The following is a 22704-nucleotide window of genomic DNA, read 5'->3' on the forward strand; positions in this document are numbered from 1 at the left end:
CAAAAAGGGAGGCACGTACATCCGGGAACAGGGTCCAAAGGGCTCGTTGCGGGTCCACAACATCAAAGATATAAACAGGTTATCAACAGGATCGGTGGAGCAGTCTATGAACAACTTGTGGGCGATCTGTGGAGCACCGGTGGACTGCTGTCTGACATCTCGCATCGTGAAGGTCGTTGCACTCCTTATGCGCTGACCGGCCGCCGCGAGTGCTCTATTCTACCGAAAACCGTCCTAAGCCTTCAAATAAGTTAGTGACCACAAACAAATCTCGGCGCTTTTGGCGCTTCAGATTTTTTTAACGCCCGGCGCCCGAACGTCGTAAACACCTCAAAAAAACGGCCCCAAACCCGACTGCCGGGTGGGGCCACTTGACGGCAGCGCCAGATCAGCGTGCGGGACGGATCAGGGCGTACTGGGCCCACTCCCCACGGCGGAACAGCACGCTGAGCGCCTTGCTCTTGTCGGCCTTGGCGACCGCGGCCTCGAACTCCTTGACGCTCGAGACTTCGATGTTGCCGATCGACAGGATCACATCCCCTTCCCGGAGCCCCGCCTTCGCAGCGGCATCGCTCGCTGCGTCGATGCGCACTCCGCGCACCTTGAGTTCCTTCTTCTGGGCGTCGGTCAGGTCGCTGACCGCCAGGCCGAGCGATTTGCCTGCAGCCGAGGGCTTGGGTTGCGGCTCTTCGCGGTCAGGCTGGCGCTTGGACGACTTGGCTTCCGGATCGCCCTCGGCAACAGTGATCGAGAGTTCACGCGAACTGCCGTTGCGGAACACGGTCAGCGTGCTCTTGACCCCTGGCTTGGTGCTGGCCACCGAGCGCGAGAGATCGCTCGGCGTATCGATGACCCTGTCGCCGTACTTGATGACGATGTCGCCCTCGCGCACGCCGGCCTTGTCGGCCGCCGAACCCGGCACCACGCTGCTCACGAGCGCGCCTCGCGCCTTGCCCAGGCCGATGGACTCGGCCACGTCCTTCGAGACCGAGCCGATGGCAACGCCGATCAGCCCGCGCGAGACACGCCCGGTCGTGCGCAGCTGGTCGCTGACACGAATCGCTTCGTCGATCGGGATCGAGAACGAAATGCCCATGTAGCCGCCCGAGCGCGAATAGATCTGGCTGTTGATGCCGACCACTTCGCCGCGCAGGTTGATCAGCGGACCGCCCGAGTTGCCTGGGTTGATCGCAACGTCGGTCTGGATCAGGGGCACCAGTTCGCCGGTGTCGCGCTGCTTCGCGCTCACGATGCCGGCGGTCACGGTGTTCTCCAGGCCGAAGGGCGAGCCGATGGCCATCACCCATTCGCCGACGCGCAGCTTCGAGATGTCGCCGATCTTCACCACCGGCAGGCTCGTCGCCTCGATCTTGACGACGGCGACGTCGCTGCGCTTGTCCGCGCCGATCAGCTTGGCCTTGAATTCGCGCTTGTCGGTCAACGTGACGATGATTTCAGAGGCATCCTCGATCACGTGGGCATTGGTCATGACGTAGCCGTCGGCCGTCAGGATGAAGCCCGAGCCCACGCCGCGCGGACGCTCTTCTTCCTGGGGTTGCTGCGGGCGGTTCGGGCGCGGGCCCGGGCCCGGACGAGGATTGCCTGGCGATGGCTGCCCGAAGAAGCGCCGGAAGAACTCCTGCATCTCCTCGTCCATCTCCCCGCTGCCGCTGCCACCCCCACGCGCGGAGACTTTCTCGATGGTGCGGATCCCGACGACCGCGGGGCCCACCTGCTCCACGAGATCGGCGAAATCGGGCAAGCCGCGCGTCTGTGCAATGACCGGTGTGGCTGGCAGGAAACCCACGGCCGCCGTGCAGGCCAGGCCGAATGCGAAGAGATAGGAACGGAGCTTGTGTCCCTCGACTTTGAACATCATCGGTTTTCTTTCAAAAGAACGAAGAGAGAGAGCGGCGAAAACAACAAAGGCTGTGAGTCAGCGTCAACGACTTGGTTCAGCGCCATCCGCGCCAAGGGCAATCAGCGTGTGCGGGCGAGGCTCTGGGCAAAGGCGTTGAGCGTCTGCTGCGGCACCTCGCCCACCGCGGTCAGCCACCAGTCGCTCGCGGGCTCGGGCAAGCGCCGGCGGATGGCATTGGTGGCACCGATGGTCAGCACGCCGTCCCGCGGCGCACGCGCGGCGTCGTAGCGCTCGATGAAAAGCGACACCGAGGCCAGTCCGTCCGAGAAAGTCCACTGGACCGTCGCGGCGTCCTGCTTCGCCTTGTCGCCACCGGCGGTCGGCCGGCGGAAAAAGCTGCGGGGCTTGAAGCCGGCCACGGGCGCGCTGAGCGTCCAGCCCTCGTCCTGCGCCGTGGTGCGCTCGAGCTCCAGCTTTTCGATGCGGTAGCCCGTGGTGTTGGTCATCATCTGCGCCAGCGCCTGCGCCTTCACCGGCGCGTCCAGCTGCAACTCGGAGAACGCCGATTGCTCCACCACCCGCGATTCGCTGTCGATGGTCTGCAGCTTCACCACCAGGCCCGAGCGGCGCTCGCTCCAGATGCGATAGCCGAAACGCAGGCCATCGTGCGGCACCAGTTGCACCACATCGGCGTCGAAGCCGGCCACGCGGTCCTTGCCGATTGCGCGCACATCGTAGAAGTCGCCGATCGACGAATCGGCCTTGTCCGGCAGATTGGGGAAGAGATCGAGGTTCTCGCGCTTCTCCACCTTCACGAGCTTTGCCTCGGGCAGGAAGGTCATGACATTGCGATTGCGCCGGAAGGTCGAGCGCGGCGGCCCCGAGAGGGCCTCGATGCGCTCGATCTGATGATCGCCGTCGCGCACGTGCCAGATGCGCGCGCTCGACAGGTCCCCGCCCGGCGCCGACACCACGAAGGTGCCCACGTAGTTGCGTTGCCGCGCGCCGGTATGCATGCGCTGCAGCCAGTCGGCCACGCTCATCGCCGGCGGCTCGTCCGTTTGCGCCGAAGCCGCGCCCTTGGCGGTCGCCGGGCCGGAGCGGTTTTGTGCGGTGGCAACCTGCACGAAGCAGAAGGCTGCAAACACAAGCACGAACGCGCGTGCGGAGATCGGCATCTGAACGGTCATTGCGGGTGGCTACGGACGCGCAATCAGCGCGTAGGTCCCTCGAAAGTGGCGTTGCGCAGGAAACCAGAAGGCATTTGCGAAGCGCCGCCAGCCTGCTGGTGCGCTTCGAGCAACTGGTCCAGCCGCGGGTCGCGCAGCATGACCTGCGGATTGCCGTTGCCCACCATCACGCGCGTGGGCGTCAGCGTGGCGCTGGCCGGTTGCTGACTGTTGACGGCAGCTGCCGCCAAGACCGAATTCACCGCGGGCTGTTGCTGGGCCGCGATCTGCGCGCCGGCCTGAGACCCGGCCGTGCCGTTGCCGATCAGCGTCCAACTGATGGCCGCGACGGCGACCATCGAAGCGGCGCCTGCCACCAGCTTCCAGCGAAAGACCGGTTCATTGGCGGCATCGGCCCTGCGCCGGACCTGGACCACGGGCGCTGCGGCAACCGGCACCAGCGCCGGCATCGCGACCACCGGCTCCGCGGCAAGTCGCTGCTGGAAACGGGCCAGGAACGCCGAACTGTCGCTGCACGTCGAATGCGAGCCCGAGCGCAACACGTCGCCCACCACGTGGTAGGCATGCCATGCCGCGCGCGAATCGCCCTCCGTGCAGACGGCTTCGATCGCCTGCGCGAACGCCTCGCCCTGCAAATGACCATCCGCAAGTGCGGACACCTGTTCCCGAACCGTCATCGTCTGATTCATTTCATTCACCTGCTTACTTACCAACGCTTGCCGGACTGGTTGTCCAGAAGCGGTTTGACCCTGGCCGAAATGGCTTCGCGCGCCCGGAAAATACGTGAGCGCACTGTGCCGATAGGGCAATCCATGACCTCGGCAATCTCTTCGTAACTCATCCCCTCGATCTCGCGCAGCGTGACCGCTTGGCGCAACTCGGCTGGGAGCGCTTCCATGGCTGCCTCGACGGCGCTGGCGATTTCGTTCGCCGCCATGACCGATTCGGGGGTTTCGTCGCTGATTGGTTCGTTTCCGGGACGGTAAGTTTCATCGTCGTCGTCAGAAGACGGCCGCAGCGCGCTTTCGGAGATGGTCGGATCGCGCTTCATGTCCACCAGCGCCTTCTTGGCGGTGTTGACCGCGATCCGGTAGAGCCAGGTATAGAACTGCGCCTCGCCGCGAAACTGGTGCAGCGCGCGGTAGGCCCGAATGAAGGTTTCCTGGGCAATGTCCTCGACCAGGTCGACATCGCGCACCATGCGGCCGATCAGGCGCTCGATGCGGCGCTGGTATTTGATGACCAGGAGCTCGAAGGCCTTCTGGTCGCCCGCGACCGTGCGCTGGACCAGCTGGAAATCGACCTCGCCCGGACGCGGCGCCTCGGCCGACGCGTCGGTCAGGCCGGACTCCGGTGGCACAGGCGGGGGAGAAGTTGTCATCGACGGGGTTTCAGGGCGCGTCGGCGGGCGCCGTCGCGCGCCAGGGATCGGACGCAGGTTCGGCAGCCGGCGCGCGCGAATAGACCGCCCGGCGCACGTCGCGCCAGCGCTCCGGCATGGACCGCTGCTCGAGCCAGACCCAGCGCGAGGCGCGGCCCGGCTCCGAGAGCCGGACCAGCATCAGCGATTGGAAATCGAGCGCGACCGTGGCCCGCGCCGCACGAACGCCGCGGGTCGGATCGGCGCCCGTCAGGGACCAATAGAGTCCATCGAAGTGCAGGGTGGCGGCTCCATCGCGCCGCAAGCCGAAGCCTGCGGCAACGCCCGAGAAGACGACGCTGAGAACCAGCAGCAGCTGGCGCCATCCAGCGCTATCGAAGAGATAGCAGGATGCGCCGGCGCAGCAGGCGCCCAGGGTCCAGAGAACAACAAGAATCCGGGTAGCGCCGCGTGAGCGCCCCACCGGATAGGTCACCGACGGCGCGCTGTGCATGAGAGAGCAATGCTCAAGCGCGCTTGAACACCAGCGTACCGTTGGTGCCGCCGAAGCCGAAGTTGTTCTTGACCGCGACATCGATCTTCAGATCGCGCGCCTCGTTGGCGCAGTAGTCGAGATCGCACTCCGGATCCTGGTTGAAGATGTTGATGGTCGGCGGGCTCTTCTGCTCGTGCAGCGCAAGCACCGTGAACACCGATTCGATGCCGCCCGCGCCGCCCAGCAAGTGGCCGGTCATGGACTTGGTCGAATTCACGACGAGCTTCTTCGCGTGGTCGCCGAAGGCGAGCTTGAGCGCATTGGTCTCGTTGAGGTCGCCGATCTGCGTGGAGGTGCCGTGCGCGTTCAGGTACTGGACCTGATCGGCATTGACACCCGCATTGGCCAGTGCCATAACCATCGAGCGGCGGGGGCCGTCGACGTCGGGCGCCGTCATGTGATACGCGTCGCCGGTCAGGCCGAAGCCCGCCACTTCCGCATAGATCTTGGCGCCGCGTGCCTTGGCATGCTCGTACTCCTCGAGCACCAGCACGCCGGCGCCCTCGCCCAGCACGAAGCCGTCGCGGTCCTTGTCCCACGGGCGCGAGGCCGTTGCGGGATCGTCGTTGCGGGTGCTCAGCGCGCGAGGCGCAGTGAAGCCGCCGATGCCGAGCGGGGAAATGGTCGACTCGGCGCCGCCCGCGATCATGACGTCGGCATCGCCGTACTCGATCATGCGTGCCGACGTGCCGATGGCATGCAGGCCCGTGGTGCAGGCGGTCACGACGGCGATGTTCGGGCCCTTGAAGCCGTACTTGATCGACACGTGACCCGAGATCATGTTGATGATCGACGCCGGCACGAAGAACGGCGAAATGCGGCGCGGGCCGCGACTCGCGTATTCGCCATGCGTCTGTTCGATCATCGGCAGACCGCCGATGCCCGAGCCGATGTTGCAGCCGATGCGCACGGCCTCTTCATAGGACAGCGCTTCGCCGGTCGGCAGTCCGCTGTCCTGCACTGCCTGGATGGCGGCAGCGAGCCCCAGATGAATGAAGCGGTCCATGTGACGCGCTTCTTTCTCCGAGATGTATTGGGTGATGTCGAAACCCTTGACCTCACCGGCGAACTTGCAGGCGAAGGCGCTTGCATCGAACGCGGTGATGTTCGCAATGCCCGACTTCCCGGCCAACAAGTTGGCCCAGGATTCGGTTGCGGTGTTTCCGACAGGAGCGATGCAACCGAGTCCGGTCACGACGACGCGGCGTTTGGTCATGCCGGCAAACCTTTCTGAAAGCGCTGAACAACTGCGGGTCGGCGCATGCGGTTTGAGAACAAGCCGCTGGCCGCCATCGCAGCGTCAAGCTGGCCGATCAGGCCTTTTGATTCTTGGTGGCGTAGTCGACGGCGTTTTGCACCGTGGTGATCTTCTCGGCATCTTCATCGGGGATCTCGATGCCGAACTCGTCTTCGAGTGCCATCACGAGTTCGACCGTGTCGAGCGAGTCAGCGCCGAGGTCGGCCACGAAAGCCTTTTCGTTCGTCACTTGGGACTCTTCCACGCCGAGTTGCTCGGCGATGATTTTCTTGACACGTGCTTCGATATCGCTCATTTGGTTCCCTCTGAGGGTTGTAGGTAATCGGTGGATTTTAGCCGGGCGGATTGTGGCATTTGCCTCACCCCCGGTACGGGAAAGATTGCGCCTTGCGGCTACATGTGCATGCCGCCATTCACATGCAACTCCTGACCGGTCACGTAGGACGCCTGGGGCGATGCCAGGTACGCCACCGCATGCGCGATGTCGGCCGGCTTGCCCAGGTGGCCCAGCGGGATCTGTTGCAGGAGTGCTTGTTGCTGCGCCTCGGGAAGGCTCGCTGTCATGTCGGTTTCGATGAAGCCCGGCGCGACGCAGTTGACGGTGATGTTGCGGCTGCCCAGTTCGCGGGCCAGCGCGCGGGTCATGCCCGCGACGCCGGCCTTGGCGGCGGCGTAGTTGGCCTGGCCGGCATTGCCGGAGGCGCCCACCACGCTCGTGATGCTGATGATGCGGCCGTAGCGCTGCTTCATCATCGGGCGGATCACCGCGCGCGAGAGTCGGAACACGGCCTTGAGATTGGTGTCGAGCACCGCATCCCAGTCGTCGTCCTTCATGCGCATGGCGAGCGTGTCGCGCGTGATGCCGGCGTTGTTGACGAGCACGTGGATCGCGCCGTAGGCCTGGACGATCTCGTCGATCAGCGCCTCGACGGCTGCAGCGTCATTCACGTTGAGTGCACGGCCACGGCCGTCGAACGCGCTCAGTGCCGAAGTGATCTTCGCCGCGCTGTCCTCGGTGGTGCCGGTGCCGACCACCTTCAGGCCGCGCTGCGCCAGCTCGAGCGCAATCGCTGCGCCGATGCCGCGCGATGCGCCGGTGACCAGGGCGACCTGCCCCTCGAATTTGGGAATGCTCATATAAAAAGTATCGGGGCCTTGCGCCGTTCAGCCGGCGAGCGATTGTCGGGTGTCCGCGAGCGTTGTCGGGTCGTACACCGACGCAGCTTCCAGATCGGGGGCGATGCGCTTGACCATGCCGGCCAGCACCTTGCCGGGCCCGCACTCGATGATGGCGGCTACACCGCGCAGTTTCAAGGCCTGCACGCTCTCGACCCAGCGAACCGGGCCGGCGGCCTGGCGAACCAGGGCGTCGCGGATGCGGTCCGGGTCGGTCTCGACAGCCACGTCGATGTTGTTCAGCACCGGGATCTGCGGCGCGGCGAACGCAAGGGAAGCGAGTTTTTCGCGCAGCGCCTCGGCGGCGGGCTTCATCAGGCTCGAATGGAAAGGCGCAGAAACGGGCAGCAGCAGCGCGCGCTTGGCGCCATTGGCCTTGAGCAGCTCGCAGGCCTTGTCGACAGCGGCTTTGCTGCCGGCGATCACGGTCTGCGCGGGGTCGTTGAAATTCACGGCTTCGACGATTTCAGCGCTGCCCGCGCCGAAGGAGGCCGTCGCTTCCGCGCAGCCCGCCACGACCTTGCCGGACTCCATGCCCAGCACGGCGGCCATGGCGCCGATACCGACGGGAACAGCCTGTTGCATGGCCTGCGCACGGAAACGCACCAGCGGCGCGGCTTGCGCCAGCGTCAACACGCCGGAAGCCACCAGCGCCGAGTACTCGCCCAGCGAATGGCCCGCCACGACGGAGGGCGTTGCACCGCCTTCGGACAGCCAGGCACGCCAGGCCGCGACACCAGCAACCAGCATCACGGGCTGCGTATTGGTGGTGAGCGCCAGATCTTCCTTGGGGCCGCTCTTGATCAGCCCGCCGACGTCTTCGCCCAGCGCTTCGGAAGCCTCGCGCAGCGTTTCTGCCACGGCCGGATGGTCACCCCAGGCGTCGAGCATGCCGACGGCCTGCGAGCCCTGACCTGGAAAAACAAAAGCAAAGGATTTCATTGTTGTATGCGTCATATCGCATCGCAGCCCCGAAGAGGACCGCGACACGCTACAGATTCAATAGCACGGCGCCCCAGGTGAAACCACCGCCCACGCCTTCGAGCATGAGGGTTTCGCCCTTCTTCACCTTGCCGGAGCGCACCGCTTCGTCGAGCGCCAGTGGAATCGAGGCCGCCGAGGTGTTGCCGTGCTCGTTGACCGTGACGATCAGCTTCTCGCGCGGCAGCTTCAGCTTCCTGGCCGTGCCTTCCATGATGCGGATGTTGGCCTGGTGCGGAATCAGCCAGTCGATGTCGGCCTCGGTCTTGCCGGCCTTGGCCAGCGCAGTGCGCGCCGCCTCTTCGAGCACACGGACCGCCAGCTTGAACACGGCCTGGCCGTCCATGTGCAGCAGCGGCGTGCCCAGCACGTTCCCGCCGGACACGTGGCCCGGCACGCAGAGGATGCCGACGTGCTTGCCGTCCGCATGAAGATCGCTCGACAGGATGCCGGGCTCGTCGCTGGCCTCGAGCACCACTGCGCCCGCGCCGTCGCCGAACAGCACGCAGGTGGTGCGATCGTTGAAATCGAGAATGCGGGAGAACACTTCCGCGCCGATCACCAGTGCGCAGCGCGCGCTGCCGGTGCGGATCATCGCGTCGGCCACGGTCAGCGCGTAGACGAAGCCGCTGCAGACCGCCTGCACGTCGAACGCCGGGCAGCCGGCGATGCCGAGCTTGTTCTGCAGGATGGCGGCCGACGATGGAAACACCATGTCGGGCGTCGAGGTCGCCACGATGATCAGGTCGACATCGCTGGGCTTGCGGCCCGCCGCTTCGAGCGCGTGCTTCGCAGCCTCCAGGCCAAGATCGCTGCTGCCGACATCCGGCGCGGCAAAGTGACGCGCGTGAATGCCGGTGCGCTCGACGATCCACTGATCGGAGGTTTCGATGCCGCGCAGCGCCAACTCCTTGGCGAGATCGTCATTGGTCACTCGGCGGGGAGGCAGATAGCTGCCGGTGCCGGTGATGCGTGAAAAAGGGGTCATCAAACGTGAAGGGCCGTCGCGTCGACCGGCACCGCCGGTTCCTGCCGCGCGAGCAAAGGCGCGGCGTGGGCGATGCGGGCCCGCACGCGATCGAGCAGGTTGTTGCGAGCGGCATCATAAGCGCGATCCAGCGCATGTCCGAAAGCCACTTCATCGGCCGAGCCATGGCTCTTGAAAACCAGGCCGCGGAGGCCCAACAACGCGGCGCCGTTGTACCGACGATGATCCAGGCGACTTTTGAACGCTTTTAGAACCGGATAAGCAACAATTGCCGCAATCTTCGTGAAAATGTTTCGCGAAAATTCGACGCGAATGAACTCACCGATCATCGAGGCCACGCCTTCGCTGGCTTTCAGCGCGACATTTCCAACGAAGCCGTCGCAGACGACGATGTCGGTCGTGCCCTTGAAGATGTCGTTGCCCTCGACGTTGCCGTAGAAGTTCAAATCTTTGGAATTGGCGGCCGTACGCAGCAGTTGGCTCGCTTTTTTGATCGTTTCGCTGCCTTTGATGGCTTCTTCGCCGATATTGAGCAGGCCGACCGAAGGCGCCTCATTGCCGGTCAGCGCCGAAACCAGCGCCGAGCCGAGTACGGCGAACTGAAGCAAATCCTCGGCATCGCAATCGACGTTCGCACCCAAGTCGAGCACGGTGGTTGCGCCGCCTTTCGCGTTCGGGAGTTGCGGCGCGATCGCGGGGCGATCGATGCCGTCGAGCGTCTTGAGTAGATAGCGCGCGATCGCCATCAAGGCGCCGGTGTTGCCGGCGGAGATGGCGGCCTGGGCTGCGCCGTCCTTGACCTGCTGGATTGCGACGCGCATCGAAGAATCCTTCTTCTTGCGCAGCGCGATTTCAATGGGATCGTCCATGCCCACCACTTCGCTGGCGGCAACGATGCGGGCACGTGGATGTGGGGCGAACCCCGCCAGTGCGGCCGGCGCACCGACCAGCAACAACGACGCTTCGCTGTGCCGCTCGAGAAACGCGCGGCAGGCCGCGAGCGTGACGTGCGGCCCATGGTCGCCCCCCATGCAATCCACGGCGAGCGTGATTGCGGAAGGCGCAGCAGTGAATTCGGGAGAAGAAGACGTAGCCATCAAAACAAAGGCCCGACGCTACAGGGAAAGTAGCTTCGGGCCTTGGCCTTGGGATGCGAGATCAGGCTTCGGACTTGTTCTTGAGCACCTGGCGGCCACGGTAGAAACCGTTCGGGCTGATGTGGTGGCGCAGGTGCGTTTCGCCAGTGGTCGGCTCCACGGCGATGCCGGGCACAACCAGTGCGTTGTGTGAACGGTGCATGCCGCGCTTGGAAGGCGACTTCTTGTTTTGCTGGACGGCCATGATGGCTCCTGGACTGTTAGGTGAGTGATTGGATGCGCTCTTTTGCGGTGGCGATACAAAAAAGTGAGCGGCATGTATGGAATGCCCCTGTTTGTCATCTCTGTATCGCTGCTCACGGCGGCGCGCGCGAAGCCCATGATTATAGCCCAGGTGCCGGGAAAGGGCTACTTGCCCTCTTCCGGCTTGCGCGAACGCAACGCTCCGAGCACCGCGAACGGGTTCGGCTTGGCTTCCTCGGCGGCTTGGAAGTCATCGTCGCTGGACGACAACTGGACGGGCACCGGACAGACGTCATGGACGGGCATGACGGGAATTTCCATCAGGAGCTCGTCCTCGATCAGGGTGTGCAAGTCGAAATCCCGGCTGACGACCAGCAGGTCTTCCTCGGATTCGTCGTCCTCCGACTCCGCCGTGGCCTCGTCGGCGACGAAACGGAACCACCGATCCACCACGAGCTCCGCCTCGACGGGCGCCAGGCAGCGCTGGCAAGTCAGCGGAACGATCGCCTCGGCTTCCAGGTGCAGCCAGGGGGCCGCCTTGCCATCGGCGCCCGGGCGCTCCTCGCCGGCTGCTTCCCAGTGGACGACCGCATCGGCGGCCGAATCCGCCAGTTCGGCCACAAGGCGCACGTAGTTCGGGACCGGGTCGGCGGCATTCAGGGTTGCGGCTGCGGCGGCAAAGCCGGCCACGTCGAGCCGTTCGGGGGCAAATTCTCTCTTCATCCGCGCCAGTCTAGCGCGCCACCGCTTCACCGTCATGGTGCGTGGCGGAGGATTCGTGCGGCTCACGCACAATCGTCCCCATGCAACGCCCTGTGATCCTCGCCTCGACCTCGCGCTACCGCCGCGAACTGATGAACCGCCTGCGCCTGCCCTTCGATGTGCACGCCCCGGAAGTCGATGAAACCGCGTTGGATGGCGAAACGCCCCGCGCCCTGGCCGAACGCCTCGCATTGGAAAAAGCCAACGCCGTCGCCGCCCGCTTCCCCGAAGCGGTGGTCATCGGCTCCGATCAGGTGGCCGACCTCGCAGGCGAGGCGCTCGGCAAGCCCGGCGACCACGCCCGCGCCACCGCTCAATTGCGCCGGATGCGCGGCCAGACGCTGATCTTCCAGACCGCCGTCGCCGTCGTCTGCCACGCCACCGGCTTCGTCCAGCGCGACCTGGCGCCCGTGCGCGTCGTGTTCCGCGAACTCAGCGACGCCGCCATCGAGCGCTACCTTCAAGCCGAGCAGCCCTACGACTGCGCCGGCAGCGCCAAGAGCGAAGGCCTCGGCATTGCATTGCTGAATGCCATCGACAGCGACGACCCGACCGCCCTGGTCGGCCTGCCGCTGATCCGCACCTGCCAGATGCTGCGCGCCGCGGGGGTCGAACTCCTGTGACCCACGGCAAGCTCTACCTCGTTCCCGCGCCGCTCGATTTCGGCTGCGATGTCCAGGCCCCGCTGCAGGACGCCCTGCCGCTCGGCACCCTGCAGGTGGCCGCCGGCATCACGCACTGGATCTGCGAGAACGCAAAATCCGCCCGCGCGTACCTCAAGCGCATCGACGCGGTCGCACCGCTGGCCGCCCCGCTGCAGGCGCAGGTCATCCAGGAGCTACCGCGCGAAGTGCACAAGAAAGGCGATCACGCCGGCCAGTTCGACGCCCGGCCTCTGCTGGCCGCCGCGCTCCAGGGCCACGACATCGGCCTGTTGAGCGAAGCCGGCATGCCGGCCGTGGCCGACCCCGGCTCCTCGGTGGCGCGCGCCGCGCACGACCTGGGGATCACCGTGGTGCCGCTGACCGGCCCGGTTTCGCTGCTGCTGGCGCTGGCCGCGAGCGGCCTGAACGGCCAGAACTTCGCCTTCGTCGGCTACCTGCCGCAGGACGCGAGCGAACGCCAGGCCCGCATCCGCGAGCTCGAAGCGATCGCCCTCAAGACCGGCCAGACGCAGCTGTTCATCGAAACGCCCTACCGCAACGCCGCCCTGTTGCAGGCCTTGGTTCAAACGATGCACCCAAACACCCGCCTTGCCGTCGCGCGCGGCCTGACCCTCGCAACGTCCCATGTGCGCAGCGAAACCGTGAAGTCCTGGCGCGCCAAGCCGCAGACCGCGACCGACGAGCGCCTGCCCGCCGTGTTCGCGATCGGGCGCTGACGATGGTGGCAATCACCGCCGGCACGCGCTGGGCCTCGCGCGCGCAGTTCTTTTCTTCTGGCTTCATCTTCGCGACCTGGGGCGTGCACGTGCCCACGGTCAAGGCGCACTACGGCCTGGACGAGGCCCAGCTCGGACTGGCCCTGCTCGCCGCTGGCGCCGGCGCGATGGTTGGACTGACCAGCGCGGGGCGCTGGATCGGCCGCCATGGTCCGCGACGGATCGCTGCCCTTTCCGGCTGCGTCTATGCGCTCTTGCTGGCCGGCCTCATCGCCATGCCGGGCTACTTCGCACTGATGGGCCTGCTGGCCGCATTCGGGCTCGTCACCAGCGTGTTCGACGTGGCCATCAACACCGAAGCGGCCCAGCTCGAAATGCAAAGCGGCACGCCGCTGATGAGCGGCATGCACGGCATGTTCAGCCTGGGCGGCATGGCGGGCGCCGCGAGCGGCAGCGCGGTGCTTGCGGCGGGCATGGGTGCGCAGACGCACCTGCTGCTCGTTGCCGCGGTGATGGTGCTGCTCGTTGCCGTGTCTTCGACGCGCATGCTGCCCAAGGCAGTCGCCACGGGCAATGCGGCCGGCGCCGATCACAGCTTTCGCTTGCCCCGCGGCCCCCTCGCGGTGCTCGGCGTGCTGGCTGCGCTGGGCCTGATCGCCGAAGGCGCGATCTACGACTGGAGCGTTCTCTATATGCAGCAGGAGCTCGGCAGCCCGCAGAAGCAGGCGGCGCTGGCCTATGCCGCCTTTTCCGCGGCCATGGCCGCTGCGCGCTTCGGCGGTGATGCGATGCGCGCCCGCTTCACCCCGGTTGCCTTGCTGCGCGGCAGCGGCGTGCTGGCGGCCGCGGCGATGACCCTGGTGCTGTCGACCGACCTGCCCTGGCTCGCGCTGGTCGGCTTCGCAGGCGTCGGGGTCGGTTTTGCGAACGTGGTACCGATCCTGTTCGGCGCCTCGGCCCGCGTCCCGGGCGTCGAGCCCGCGAGCGGCATCGCTTCGGTGTCGGCCGTGGCCTATCTGGGATTCATGGCCGGACCCGCGGTGATCGGCCTGCTGGCGCGGGCCAGCTCGCTGACCGCCGCGCTCTATGTGGTGGTGATCTTTGCCGCGGCGCTGGCCGCTTCGGCCCGCTTCACGCGCAGCGAAGCGGCCTGAAGATCGAAGGTCTTGATCTGCTTCAGCGCAGCGCGGGCGTCGCGACCTGCAGCGAGCGCACAGAAGCCTCGCCCATCGCAGCGCCGAACTTCTTGGCCAGCTTCTCGGCCACGTTGTCGCGACGGGTGTAGTCGATGACCTCTTCGGCCTTGATCACCTCGCGCGCCACGAAATCGACGTTGCCGAGCTGATCGGCCAGGCCGTACTCGACCGCCTGCTCGCCGCTCCAGAAGAGGCCGCTGAAGAGGCCCGGGGTGTCCAGCTTCAGTCGATCGCCGCGGCCGGTCTTCACCACATTGATGAATTGCGCGTGGATCTGGTTGAGCATCGTCTGGGCGTGCGCGCGCTGCGCGTCGCTCATCGGGCTGAACGGATCGAGGAAGCCCTTGTTCTCGCCGGCCGTGAGGAGGCGGCGCTCCACGCCCACCTTGTCCATCACGCCGGTGAAGCCGAAGCCATCCATCAGCACGCCGATGCTGCCGACGATGCTGGCCTTGTCGACGAAGATCTTGTCGGCGCCGGCGGCAATGTAGTAAGCCGCCGAGGCGCAGGTCTCCTCGACCACCGCGTAGACCGGCTTCTTGTGCTTGGCCTTCAGGCGCTTGATCTCGTCGTTGATGATGCCGGCCTGCACGGGGCTGCCGCCCGGCGAGTTGATCAGCAGCACCACGCCCTTGGCGCCGTCGTCCTCGAAGGCCGTCTTCATGGCGGCCACGACGAACTCGGCGCTCGCGTCGCCGCCCGCTGCGATCTCGCCCTTGATCTCGACGACGGCCGTGTGGGCCGTGGTCTTGGCCGTGCTCGGCGTGCTGCGCGAGAGCGCGAACCAGGCCAGGAAGATGAAGAAGGCGAGCCACGAAAGACGCACGAAGGTCTTCCAGCGGCGCGTGGACTTCTGCTCGCTCAACGCGGCGAAGGCCAGCTTTTCAAGCGTTGCGCGCTCCCAGCCGGGGCGCTGTGTGGGGTCTTGGGCCATGTTCTTGGGGGTGTCTTGCGAGGGCGTGAGGGGAGCTGCCGGCTCAAACGGATCGAAACCTTCAGGTTCCCTGCGAGTCGGGTCGGTCATGTGTCAGAAGGTGAGAGGTTGGAGGTTCCAGTCAGTATGCCAGTGCACCACGCCGTCGCGTTCGCTCAGGGCGATCTTCACGAGGCCGCCGCGGCAGGGGCCGCCCATGCATTCGCCGGTGTCGGGCGAATAGACCGCGCCGTGGGTGGCGCACAGCAGCCACTGGCCGGTGTCGTCGAAGAAGCGGTCGGGCTGGAAGTCCATTTCCATCGCCACGTGGCTGCACCGGTTGAGGTACGCATGCGGCTGGCCCTCGAAGCGCACCGCGAAGGCGCGGCAGGTCTCGCCGCCGTGGATCACGTCGAAAGGTACGGCCCGGCCGCCTTCGACCAGGTCCGAGGCATTGCACAGCGGGATGTGCTCTTCGCTCATGGCGAGATCCTCAGGCGTTGTCCAGGAGCCAGGTCTGGAGCGCGGGCACCGAGTGAGCGACGAACAGCGGCTTGAATTCGTCGAAGCTGGCGGGCTCGTGCGCGCCGTAGCTCACTGCGACGCTGGCGCAGCCGGCGTTCGTCGCCAGCTGCAGGTCGTGCGTGGTGTCGCCGATCATCAATGTCCGCTCGGCCGGCACGTCGAGCTCTTCCATCAGTTCCAGCAGCATGCGCGGATGCGGCTTGCCGAAGGTCTCGTCGGCCGTGCGCGAGGCGTCGAAGCGATCGCGCAGGGCGACGGACTTCAGCGCCTCGTTCAGCCCGCGGCGCGACTTGCCGGTGGCCACGGCCAGCTTGTGGCCGCGCGCGCGCAGGGCATCGAGCATCTGCAACGCGCCGTCGAACAGCACCAGGTCGTCCTGGTGCTGCAGGTAGTGGTAGCGGTAGCGCGCGCCGAGCTCGGCGTACTTTTCCTTCGGCACATCGGGCGCCGCGCGCGCGAGCGCTTCTGCCAGCCCCAGGCCGATCACCCAGGCGGCGTCGTTCTCGGTGGGCTTGGCGCCGCCGACATCGATCACCGCGGCCTGGATGCAGCGCACGATCAGGCGCGTGGAGTCGTAGAGCGTGCCGTCCCAGTCGAAGGCGATCAGGTCGAAGCGGGGAGGTCTGGCGGAGGAATCAGTCATGGGCCGTGGGAGTGGGGTGTTGGGCAAGCGCCTGGAGCGCGGAGGGTGGCATCAGCGCGTGCAGTTCGGACGGCAGGTCGGCCTGCAGCGCCATGCGCTCGCCGCCCGCCGGGTGGTTGAACTGCAGTCGCCACGCGTGGAGAAACATGCGCTTCAAGCCGAGTTTCTGCAACGCGCGCTGGCGCTCGGAATCGCCGTACTTGTCGTCGCCCGCGATCGCATGGCCGGCCGAAGCCAGGTGCACGCGGATCTGGTGGGTGCGTCCGGTCTTGATCGTCACCGCCAGCAGTGACAGCGGCGTGGCGTCGCCCGGCAGCGTGAGCCGTGCGAGCACGCGAACGAGCGTCACGGCGCGCATGGCGTCCGGGTGGTCCTTGGCGACCACGCGCACGCGGCGTTCGCCGGCACCGGCGCCGGAGCCATCGGGCAGCAAATACTTGGCGAGCGGCGCATCGAGCACCTTCTTGTTGGCGGGCCAGTCGCCTTCGACCAGCGCGAGGTACGTCTTGCCGGTCTCGCGCTCGCGGAACTGGTCCTGCAGCGCGACCAGCGCGCTGCGCTTCTTGGCGACCAGCAGGATGCCGGAGGTCTCGCGGTCCAGCCGGTGGACCAGTTCAAGGAATCTGGCGCCCGGGCGCGCCGTGCGCAGTTGCTCGATCACGCCGAAGCTCACGCCGCTGCCGCCGTGCACCGCCACGCCGGCGGGCTTGTCGATGGCCAGCACGGCGTCGTCTTCGAGCAGCACCGGGAATTCGCGGGCCGGGGCGGGTGGCGTGGCGCCCTCCTCCGCGCGGGGCGATATCCGCACCGGCGGGAGCCTGACCACGTCGCCCGCCTCGATGCGGGTCTCGGCCTGGACGCGCCCCTTGTTGATGCGCACCTCACCCGACCGGATGATCCGGTAGACGTGCGTCTTGGGCACGCCTTTCAGATGGCGAAAAAGAAAGTTGTCCAGGCGCTGCCCCGCAGACTCCGCGTCGACAGTGATGAATTTGATAGCGCCGTGCGCGCCTGCCTCGGCCCCGGCATTTCGATCTGCGGGATTTGGAGCGGTCTCGGGGCTTTGCTTCGCACCTATAATGTTTTTCACCAGCGCGGTCGTGTAAGTGCTTGATTAGACAGAAGTTTAGAGCACTGACGACCATGCTGTGAGGTCGATGCCGCTTTGGCGCCGAGCTGCAAACCCCGCGCAATTGCGCAAAGTGGCAGGCCCGGCACCCAAGTCAAGCCGACACCCACGAAACACCGATACGGAATACCCAGCCTGCAGCTTCCAAGCTGCCGGCGGATCGAAGCGAGTCCCTTGTTGTGTTGATGCTGCTGATTCAAATATGCCTTCGCTGGCCGACCTGGCTTCTGCCAGCGGCCTCCGGCATTGGATCTTTTGCAGCGCGCGCCCCCCTTGCGCAACCGGCTATCGAAAAGATCGCCACTCAACACCGAATCTGGCTCGCGCCCATCCACGCGCCCCCACCCCGGCTGTCTTCTTGAGCTGACGCTCGAGAGGCCTGCTCGCGCCTGGCGCGGCAGTCACAGCATCCGGGGCCAAGCGGCAATTCCCTGGTTTCGCGGGCGTCGTCCGTGCATCGTTGGCTCGTCATGAGCCGGTAAACGATACATATAAGGACAACGCATCATGAAGCGGATGCTGATCAATGCCACGCAAGCCGAAGAACGGCGCCTGGCCATCGTCGACGGGCAAAAGCTCCTCGACTACGAAATCGAGATCGAAGGGCGCGAACAGCGCAAGGGCAACATCTACAAGGCGGTCGTGACCCGCGTCGAGCCTTCGCTCGAAGCCTGTTTCGTCGACTACGGCGAAGACCGCCACGGCTTCCTGCCGTTCAAGGAAATCTCCAAGCAGTACTTCGCCGAAGGCGTGTCGGCCAGCCAGGCCCGCATCCAGGACGCGATCCGCGAAGGCCAGGAACTCACCGTCCAGGTCGAAAAGGAAGAACGCGGCAACAAGGGCGCGGCCCTCACCACCTTCATCTCGCTGGCCGGCCGCTATGTCGTGCTGATGCCCAACAACCCCCGCGGCGGTGGCGTTTCGCGCCGCATCGAGGGCGAAGACCGTGCCGACCTCAAGGAGGCGATGGACCAGCTCGAGTACCCCAAGGGCATGAGCATCATCGCGCGCACCGCCGGCATCGGCCGCTCGGCGCCCGAACTGCAGTGGGACCTGAACTACCTGCTCAAGCTGTGGACCGCCATCGACGGCGCTGCCAAGGGCGGCAAGGGCGCCTTCCTGATCTACCAGGAATCGTCGCTCGTGATCCGCGCGATCCGTGATTACTTCAATCACGACATCGGCGACATCCTGATCGACACCGACGACATCTACGACCAGGCGCAGCAGTTCATGGCGCACGTCATGCCCGAGCATGCCGCCCGCGTGAAGCGCTACCGCGACGACGCGGCGCTGTTCAGCCGCTTCCAGATCGAGCACCAGATCGAATCGGCCTACGCCCGCACCGTGCAGTTGCCTTCGGGCGGCGCCATCGTGATCGACCACACCGAGGCGCTGGTCTCGGTCGACGTGAACTCGGCCCGCGCCATCAAGGGCGGCGACATCGAAGAGACCGCCACCCGCACCAACCTGGAAGCCGCCGACGAAGTGGCCCGCCAGATGCGCCTGCGCGACCTGGGCGGCCTGATCGTCATCGACTTCATCGACATGGACGAATCGAAGAACCGCCGCGAAGTCGAAAGCCGCCTGCGCGATGCGCTGCGCCAAGACCGCGCCCGCGTGCAGTTCGGCTCGATCAGCAAGTTCGGCCTGATGGAAATGAGCCGCCAGCGCCTGAAGCCGGCACTGAGCGAAGGTTCGTCGATCCCCTGCCCCCGTTGCGGCGGCTCGGGCCACATCCGCGACACCGAATCCAGCGCGCTGCAGATCCTGCGCATCATCCAGGAGGAGTGCCTGAAGGACAACACGGCCGCCGTGCACGTCCAGGTGCCGGTCGAAGTGGCGTCGTTCCTCTTGAACGAGAAGCGCCCCGAAATCGCCAAGATCGAGCTCAAGCAGCGCGTGACCGTGCTGATGGTGCCCAACAAGACGCTCGAAACGCCGAACTACAAGCTCGAGCGCCTGAAGCACGACGATCCGCGCCTGGACCACATCGAAGCCAGCTACAAGATGGCCGACGAGATCGAAGACCCGACGGCCGTCACCCGCCGCTCGCAGGAGCCGACCAACAAGCAGACGCCGGTCATCAAGGGCGTGCTGCCCGACGCACCCGCGCCGGTGGTTCCGCCCAAGCCCGAAGCAGTGCGCGCGCCTGTCGCCGCACCCGCACCGGTCGCGCCGCCCGTCGTGAGCGCTCCGATTCCTGCACAAAGCGGCTTCTTCGGCTGGATCAAGAACCTGTTCGGCGGCGCGCCCGCCGAAGCGAAGGCGCCCGCACCGTCGGCGATTCCGGTCGAGGCACCGAAGCCCCGCCGCGATGGCCGTCCGGGCCGCGATGGCGAAGCCCGCGGCGGCGCACGTGATGGCGAACAACGCCGTAGCGGTCGCGGTGGCGAAGGCCGCGGCGAAGGCGGCGAACGCCGCGGTGGTCGTGACGGCGAACGCCGTGGCGGCCGCGGTGGCGAGCGCCGCGAAGGTGGCGGTGAACGTCGCGAAGGCGGCGGCGAGCGCCGCGACGGCCGCAGCAGCGAACTGCGCAACGACGCAGCCGCAGGCCAGCCGCGTGAGCAACGCGAGCCCCGCGAGCCGCGTGAACCCCGCGAGGCACGTGCCCCGCGCGACGGCGAACAACGCCGTGGCGGACGTGGCGAGCGCCGCGAAGGCGAAAGCCGCAATGCACCGGCCGAGGCACTGGTCGACGGCAACGTCAACCTCGAAGCCCAGCCGCAGGCGCCCGGCGCCGACGAAGGCAACGCAGCGGAACGCGCACCGCGCGCCCGTGGCGAGCGTCGTGAACGCGGCGAGCGCGGTGACCGTGCCGAACGCGGTGAGCGCAGCAACGACCGCGGCGGCGAACGCAACGGCGACGCACAACCGCGCGGCGAAGCCGTCGCCGGTGAAGGCGCCCCGCAAGGCGAGCGCCAGCCCCGCAACGGCCGCGACGAACAACGCGCCCCGCGCGGTGATCGTGGTGGCGAACGCGGCGAGCGCACCGACGGCCGCCGCGAACGCCGGAGCGACGCACCGACCGCCGAAGGCGAAGCGCGCGTGGCCGAAGTGGCATCCGCCGAGGGCGAACAAGGCAGCGACAACGCCGGCAACGACCAGGCCCCACGCCGTGAAGGCCGCGAAGGTGAAGAGCGCCGTGGCCGTTCGCGTGACCGCTACGGCCGCGACCGCCGCGAACGCGGCCCGCGCGACGAGAACGAAGCCAACGCAGCCGATGCACCGGCCGCCGAAGGCGCCGTCGCAGCCGCCATGGAAGCCACCGGCGAGTCGTACGAAGCGCCGGCCGCCCGCCAGCAGCCGCTGCCGCTCGCGTCGGAACCCGTCGCCGAACGCCAAGTGAACGAGGTCGCCGCAGCGCCCGAAGTGCGGGAACCCGCACCGCAGCAGCAGCCGCGCTTCGAGCGCCCCGCGCCCGCACCGGTCGCAGCGCCCATCGTGGTCGAGAGCCCCAAGGCAGCACCCGCAGCGCCCGCCGGCAACGGCCGCGCGCTGCCCAAGGTGCAGCCCTTCGAACTGCCGCTGAACGACCTCGCGCAGATCGCCGAGAGCTCGGGCCTGCAGTGGGTCAACTCGGACGCCGACCGCATCGCGCAAGCGCGCGCCGCCATCGCCGCCGAGCCGAAGCCGCTGCACGTGCCGCGCGAACGCCCGCCGGCGATCGTGCTGGATGAAGGCCCGCTGGTGCTGGTAGAAACCCGCCGCGACCTGGGCTCGATGTCGCTGCCGTTCGAGAAGACGGCCACCGACGCGCAAGCGCCCGGCACGCACTGAGCACGAAGCTCGCAAATGAAAAACGGCGCCTCGGGCGCCGTTTTTTTATGCCTGCACGCTGCTGACCGGCAGGTCCGGCAAATCTGGCAAATCTGGCATTTCCAGGATCATCTGCCCGAAGCGGCAGGCACACGGCGTCTTGCCGCCCTCGCTCCAGATCAGCGCGAACTCGACGCTCGGCAACGGCGGCAGGCCATAGCGACCCTCGACGATCTTCATGCCCGGCTCGATCGCAGCAGGTGCGCGACTTCGGGCTCGTGATGCTCTTATGGCGGCGTCGGCATCTGGGTGCTGGCGGCGATCAGCTTCGTGGTCTTCGGCAGCCGCCGGCCGTCGCTGCAGCCTTCGGGCGCTTGCCCCTGAATGCCGGGCAGGCTCAGGTGCTGGGCGCCTGCGCCGCGCGCTTCCAGGCGGCGGCGGCCTGTTCTGCATCCTCGCGCGCTTCGGCCAGTTCGGCCAGCGCGAGCCAGGCACGGCGATAGAGCTCGGCGTCCTGCAGCGCGAGCCCGGCCTGCGTGAGCAGTTGCTGGGCCTTGCCCCACAACTGGCGCTTCATGCAGGCCATGCCGGCGAGGTACTGCAGGTTCGCATCGCGCGGGTTGTTGCGCTGGGCGCTTTCGATGCGGGCGAGCCAGTCGGCATCCACCGAGTCGAGCCCCGCTTCGAGCGCGCGCGCCAGCTTGACGCGCAGCGCGTCGCCCAGGCCGCGCGGGTTCGCCACCATGCGCTCCCATGCGGGCAGCAGCCAGCCGCGCGCAAGCGCCAGGTCGCCATGCAGCACCACCATGCGTTGAGCGCCGTGGATCGCCACTTCGGGCATTTCGCGTTCGCTGCTGTCGAGTTCGGACCAGGCGCGCATCAGCTGCGCCGGGTCGTGTGCGCCCGACAGCAGTTCGGTTGCCAGCCCGCGCACGATGCTCTGCGCCGCCGCATCCGAGAAAGCGCGGTGCTTGGCCAGCAGGCGCGCGGTTTCGAGGGCTTCGAGCGTGCGCCGGTCCTGCCGCGCCGCCTTCAGGCGAAGGCGCAGGGCCAGCGTGCGCCGTTGCGCGCCCTGCGGAAGTTCTTCGAGACGGGCGAGCGCGGCGGCCGCATCGCGGTCTTCGAGCGCCCAGCGCGCGGCGCGCAGCTGCACGCCTTCGCGCGTCTCGGGGCTCGCGAGCACCATGCGGTCGACGCTTTCGTTGAGCGCCTGCTGAAGATGCGCATCGCGTGCCGGCTTGTCCTGCAGGGCCTGTGCGCTTTCGGCTGCCAGCAGATGCGACAGCACGCGCACCTGCTGCGCCTGCGGCAGGTTTGCATCGAGCGCGGCCAGGGTCTTTTCCTGGACCAGCGCGGCCTGCGCAGCCTTGCGCGCGCGAGAAAAACGGCCCGCGATCAACTGCACCATCGCATCGAGCAGCGCGGCGTGCAGCGCGCGCTCCTTCTGCTGGAGGCGCCAGTGGCGCGCCTGCGTCGGCAGCGAGAACAACGCGGCCAGCGCGCGCAGCGCGACGTGCAGCAGCACGAAGGTCGCCAGCAGGATCACCAGCACGAGGTTCAGCGACAGGTCGACACGCCAGGGCGGCCAGAACACCGTGATCGTGCCCTGGTTGTTGCCCGCGAAAAGAGCCACTGCCGCAGCGACGGCGAACAGCGCGAGGAGCCAGATTGCAGCGCGCATGAGCG

Annotated in this window: 23 protein-coding genes; 4 read left to right on the plus strand and 19 right to left on the minus strand. The window is 66.9% G+C overall.

Going from position 1 to position 22704, the window contains the following annotated elements; translation table 11 throughout:
• Window positions 1-388 precede the first annotated feature (388 nt).
• From BM133_RS15380 to BM133_RS15440, 13 genes are all read right to left on the minus strand, one after another.
• Window positions 389-1879, minus strand: a complete 1491-nt coding sequence (locus BM133_RS15380; protein ID WP_093434866.1) for a DegQ family serine endoprotease — start codon at window positions 1877-1879, stop codon at window positions 389-391.
• A 101-nt stretch (window positions 1880-1980) separates the two neighbouring features.
• The gene (locus BM133_RS15385; RefSeq protein ID WP_093434868.1) at window positions 1981-3051 is read right to left on the minus strand and encodes a MucB/RseB C-terminal domain-containing protein; all 1071 of its coding nucleotides are present in this window, start codon (window positions 3049-3051) and stop codon (window positions 1981-1983) included.
• Between the two features lie 23 nt (window positions 3052-3074).
• Window positions 3075-3740 carry a sigma-E factor negative regulatory protein gene (locus BM133_RS15390; RefSeq protein ID WP_093434869.1) on the minus strand — a complete coding sequence of 222 codons (666 nt, stop codon included), beginning with the start codon at window positions 3738-3740 and terminating at the stop codon, window positions 3075-3077.
• A gap of 17 nt (window positions 3741-3757) precedes the next feature.
• A complete protein-coding gene (gene rpoE / locus BM133_RS15395; RefSeq protein ID WP_256219179.1) occupies window positions 3758-4432 on the minus strand; it encodes an RNA polymerase sigma factor RpoE in 675 nt (224 codons plus the stop codon).
• 10 nt (window positions 4433-4442) lie between these two features.
• A complete protein-coding gene (locus BM133_RS15400; RefSeq protein ID WP_093434871.1) occupies window positions 4443-4925 on the minus strand; it encodes a hypothetical protein in 483 nt (160 codons plus the stop codon).
• Between the two features lie 13 nt (window positions 4926-4938).
• Window positions 4939-6183, minus strand: a complete 1245-nt coding sequence (gene fabF / locus BM133_RS15405) for a beta-ketoacyl-ACP synthase II (protein WP_093434873.1) — start codon at window positions 6181-6183, stop codon at window positions 4939-4941.
• A gap of 97 nt (window positions 6184-6280) precedes the next feature.
• Window positions 6281-6520 carry an acyl carrier protein gene (gene acpP, locus BM133_RS15410; protein WP_007830471.1) on the minus strand — a complete coding sequence of 80 codons (240 nt, stop codon included), beginning with the start codon at window positions 6518-6520 and terminating at the stop codon, window positions 6281-6283.
• A 98-nt stretch (window positions 6521-6618) separates the two neighbouring features.
• A complete protein-coding gene (fabG, locus tag BM133_RS15415) occupies window positions 6619-7362 on the minus strand; it encodes a 3-oxoacyl-ACP reductase FabG (protein ID WP_093434874.1) in 744 nt (247 codons plus the stop codon).
• Between the two features lie 27 nt (window positions 7363-7389).
• The gene (gene fabD, locus BM133_RS15420) at window positions 7390-8343 is read right to left on the minus strand and encodes an ACP S-malonyltransferase (protein ID WP_093434876.1); all 954 of its coding nucleotides are present in this window, start codon (window positions 8341-8343) and stop codon (window positions 7390-7392) included.
• 49 nt (window positions 8344-8392) lie between these two features.
• A complete protein-coding gene (locus BM133_RS15425) occupies window positions 8393-9370 on the minus strand; it encodes a beta-ketoacyl-ACP synthase III (protein ID WP_093434877.1) in 978 nt (325 codons plus the stop codon).
• Window positions 9370-10467, minus strand: coding sequence for a phosphate acyltransferase PlsX (gene plsX / locus BM133_RS15430; RefSeq protein WP_093434879.1), 1098 nt, complete (start codon window positions 10465-10467; stop codon window positions 9370-9372). Before plsX ends, BM133_RS15425 begins: the two co-directional genes overlap by 1 nt.
• Window positions 10468-10528: 61 nt before the next feature.
• Window positions 10529-10711, minus strand: coding sequence for a 50S ribosomal protein L32 (gene rpmF, locus BM133_RS15435; RefSeq protein WP_007830466.1), 183 nt, complete (start codon window positions 10709-10711; stop codon window positions 10529-10531).
• Between the two features lie 164 nt (window positions 10712-10875).
• Window positions 10876-11433 carry a YceD family protein gene (locus BM133_RS15440; RefSeq protein ID WP_093434880.1) on the minus strand — a complete coding sequence of 186 codons (558 nt, stop codon included), beginning with the start codon at window positions 11431-11433 and terminating at the stop codon, window positions 10876-10878.
• 80 nt (window positions 11434-11513) lie between these two features.
• On the opposite strand from BM133_RS15440, the gene BM133_RS15445 reads away from it, so the two are divergent.
• From BM133_RS15445 to BM133_RS15455, 3 genes are read left to right on the plus strand one after another with little or no spacing between them, the layout of a single operon-like run.
• Window positions 11514-12095 (plus strand): Maf family protein, encoded by a 582-nt coding sequence (locus tag BM133_RS15445; RefSeq protein WP_093434882.1) that lies wholly within the window; start codon window positions 11514-11516, stop codon window positions 12093-12095.
• On the plus strand, window positions 12092-12853 hold the full coding sequence (locus BM133_RS15450) for an SAM-dependent methyltransferase (RefSeq protein WP_093434883.1): 762 nt from the start codon (window positions 12092-12094) through the stop codon (window positions 12851-12853). Before BM133_RS15445 ends, BM133_RS15450 begins: the two co-directional genes overlap by 4 nt.
• 2 nt (window positions 12854-12855) lie before the next feature.
• On the plus strand, window positions 12856-14007 hold the full coding sequence (locus BM133_RS15455; protein ID WP_093434885.1) for an MFS transporter: 1152 nt from the start codon (window positions 12856-12858) through the stop codon (window positions 14005-14007).
• Window positions 14008-14029: 22 nt separating this feature from the next.
• On the opposite strand, the gene BM133_RS15460 is transcribed toward BM133_RS15455, so the two are convergent.
• From BM133_RS15460 to BM133_RS15475, 4 genes are read right to left on the minus strand one after another with little or no spacing between them, the layout of a single operon-like run.
• Window positions 14030-15073: a S49 family peptidase gene (locus BM133_RS15460; protein ID WP_093434886.1), complete on the minus strand. Its 1044-nt coding sequence runs from the start codon at window positions 15071-15073 to the stop codon at window positions 14030-14032.
• A 3-nt stretch (window positions 15074-15076) separates the two neighbouring features.
• Window positions 15077-15445, minus strand: a complete 369-nt coding sequence (locus BM133_RS15465) for a Rieske (2Fe-2S) protein (protein ID WP_093434888.1) — start codon at window positions 15443-15445, stop codon at window positions 15077-15079.
• A gap of 10 nt (window positions 15446-15455) precedes the next feature.
• Window positions 15456-16130, minus strand: coding sequence for an HAD family hydrolase (locus tag BM133_RS15470; protein ID WP_093434889.1), 675 nt, complete (start codon window positions 16128-16130; stop codon window positions 15456-15458).
• Window positions 16123-17220, minus strand: a complete 1098-nt coding sequence (locus tag BM133_RS15475; protein WP_093434891.1) for an RluA family pseudouridine synthase — start codon at window positions 17218-17220, stop codon at window positions 16123-16125. Before BM133_RS15475 ends, BM133_RS15470 begins: the two co-directional genes overlap by 8 nt.
• A gap of 546 nt (window positions 17221-17766) precedes the next feature.
• Between BM133_RS15475 and BM133_RS15480 the strand changes: the two genes are divergently transcribed.
• Window positions 17767-21039 carry an Rne/Rng family ribonuclease gene (locus BM133_RS15480; protein ID WP_093434892.1) on the plus strand — a complete coding sequence of 1091 codons (3273 nt, stop codon included), beginning with the start codon at window positions 17767-17769 and terminating at the stop codon, window positions 21037-21039.
• A gap of 45 nt (window positions 21040-21084) precedes the next feature.
• Here the strand turns inward: BM133_RS15480 and BM133_RS15485 are convergent, their stop codons facing one another.
• Both BM133_RS15485 and BM133_RS15490 read right to left on the minus strand, forming a co-directional pair.
• Window positions 21085-21258 (minus strand): hypothetical protein, encoded by a 174-nt coding sequence (locus BM133_RS15485; RefSeq protein ID WP_256219180.1) that lies wholly within the window; start codon window positions 21256-21258, stop codon window positions 21085-21087.
• A 157-nt stretch (window positions 21259-21415) separates the two neighbouring features.
• Window positions 21416-22699, minus strand: a complete 1284-nt coding sequence (locus tag BM133_RS15490; protein ID WP_093434894.1) for a heme biosynthesis HemY N-terminal domain-containing protein — start codon at window positions 22697-22699, stop codon at window positions 21416-21418.
• Window positions 22700-22704 lie beyond the last annotated feature (5 nt).

It is taken from the genome of Variovorax sp. 770b2 (assembly GCF_900115685.1).
Classification (GTDB): domain Bacteria; phylum Pseudomonadota; class Gammaproteobacteria; order Burkholderiales; family Burkholderiaceae_C; genus Variovorax.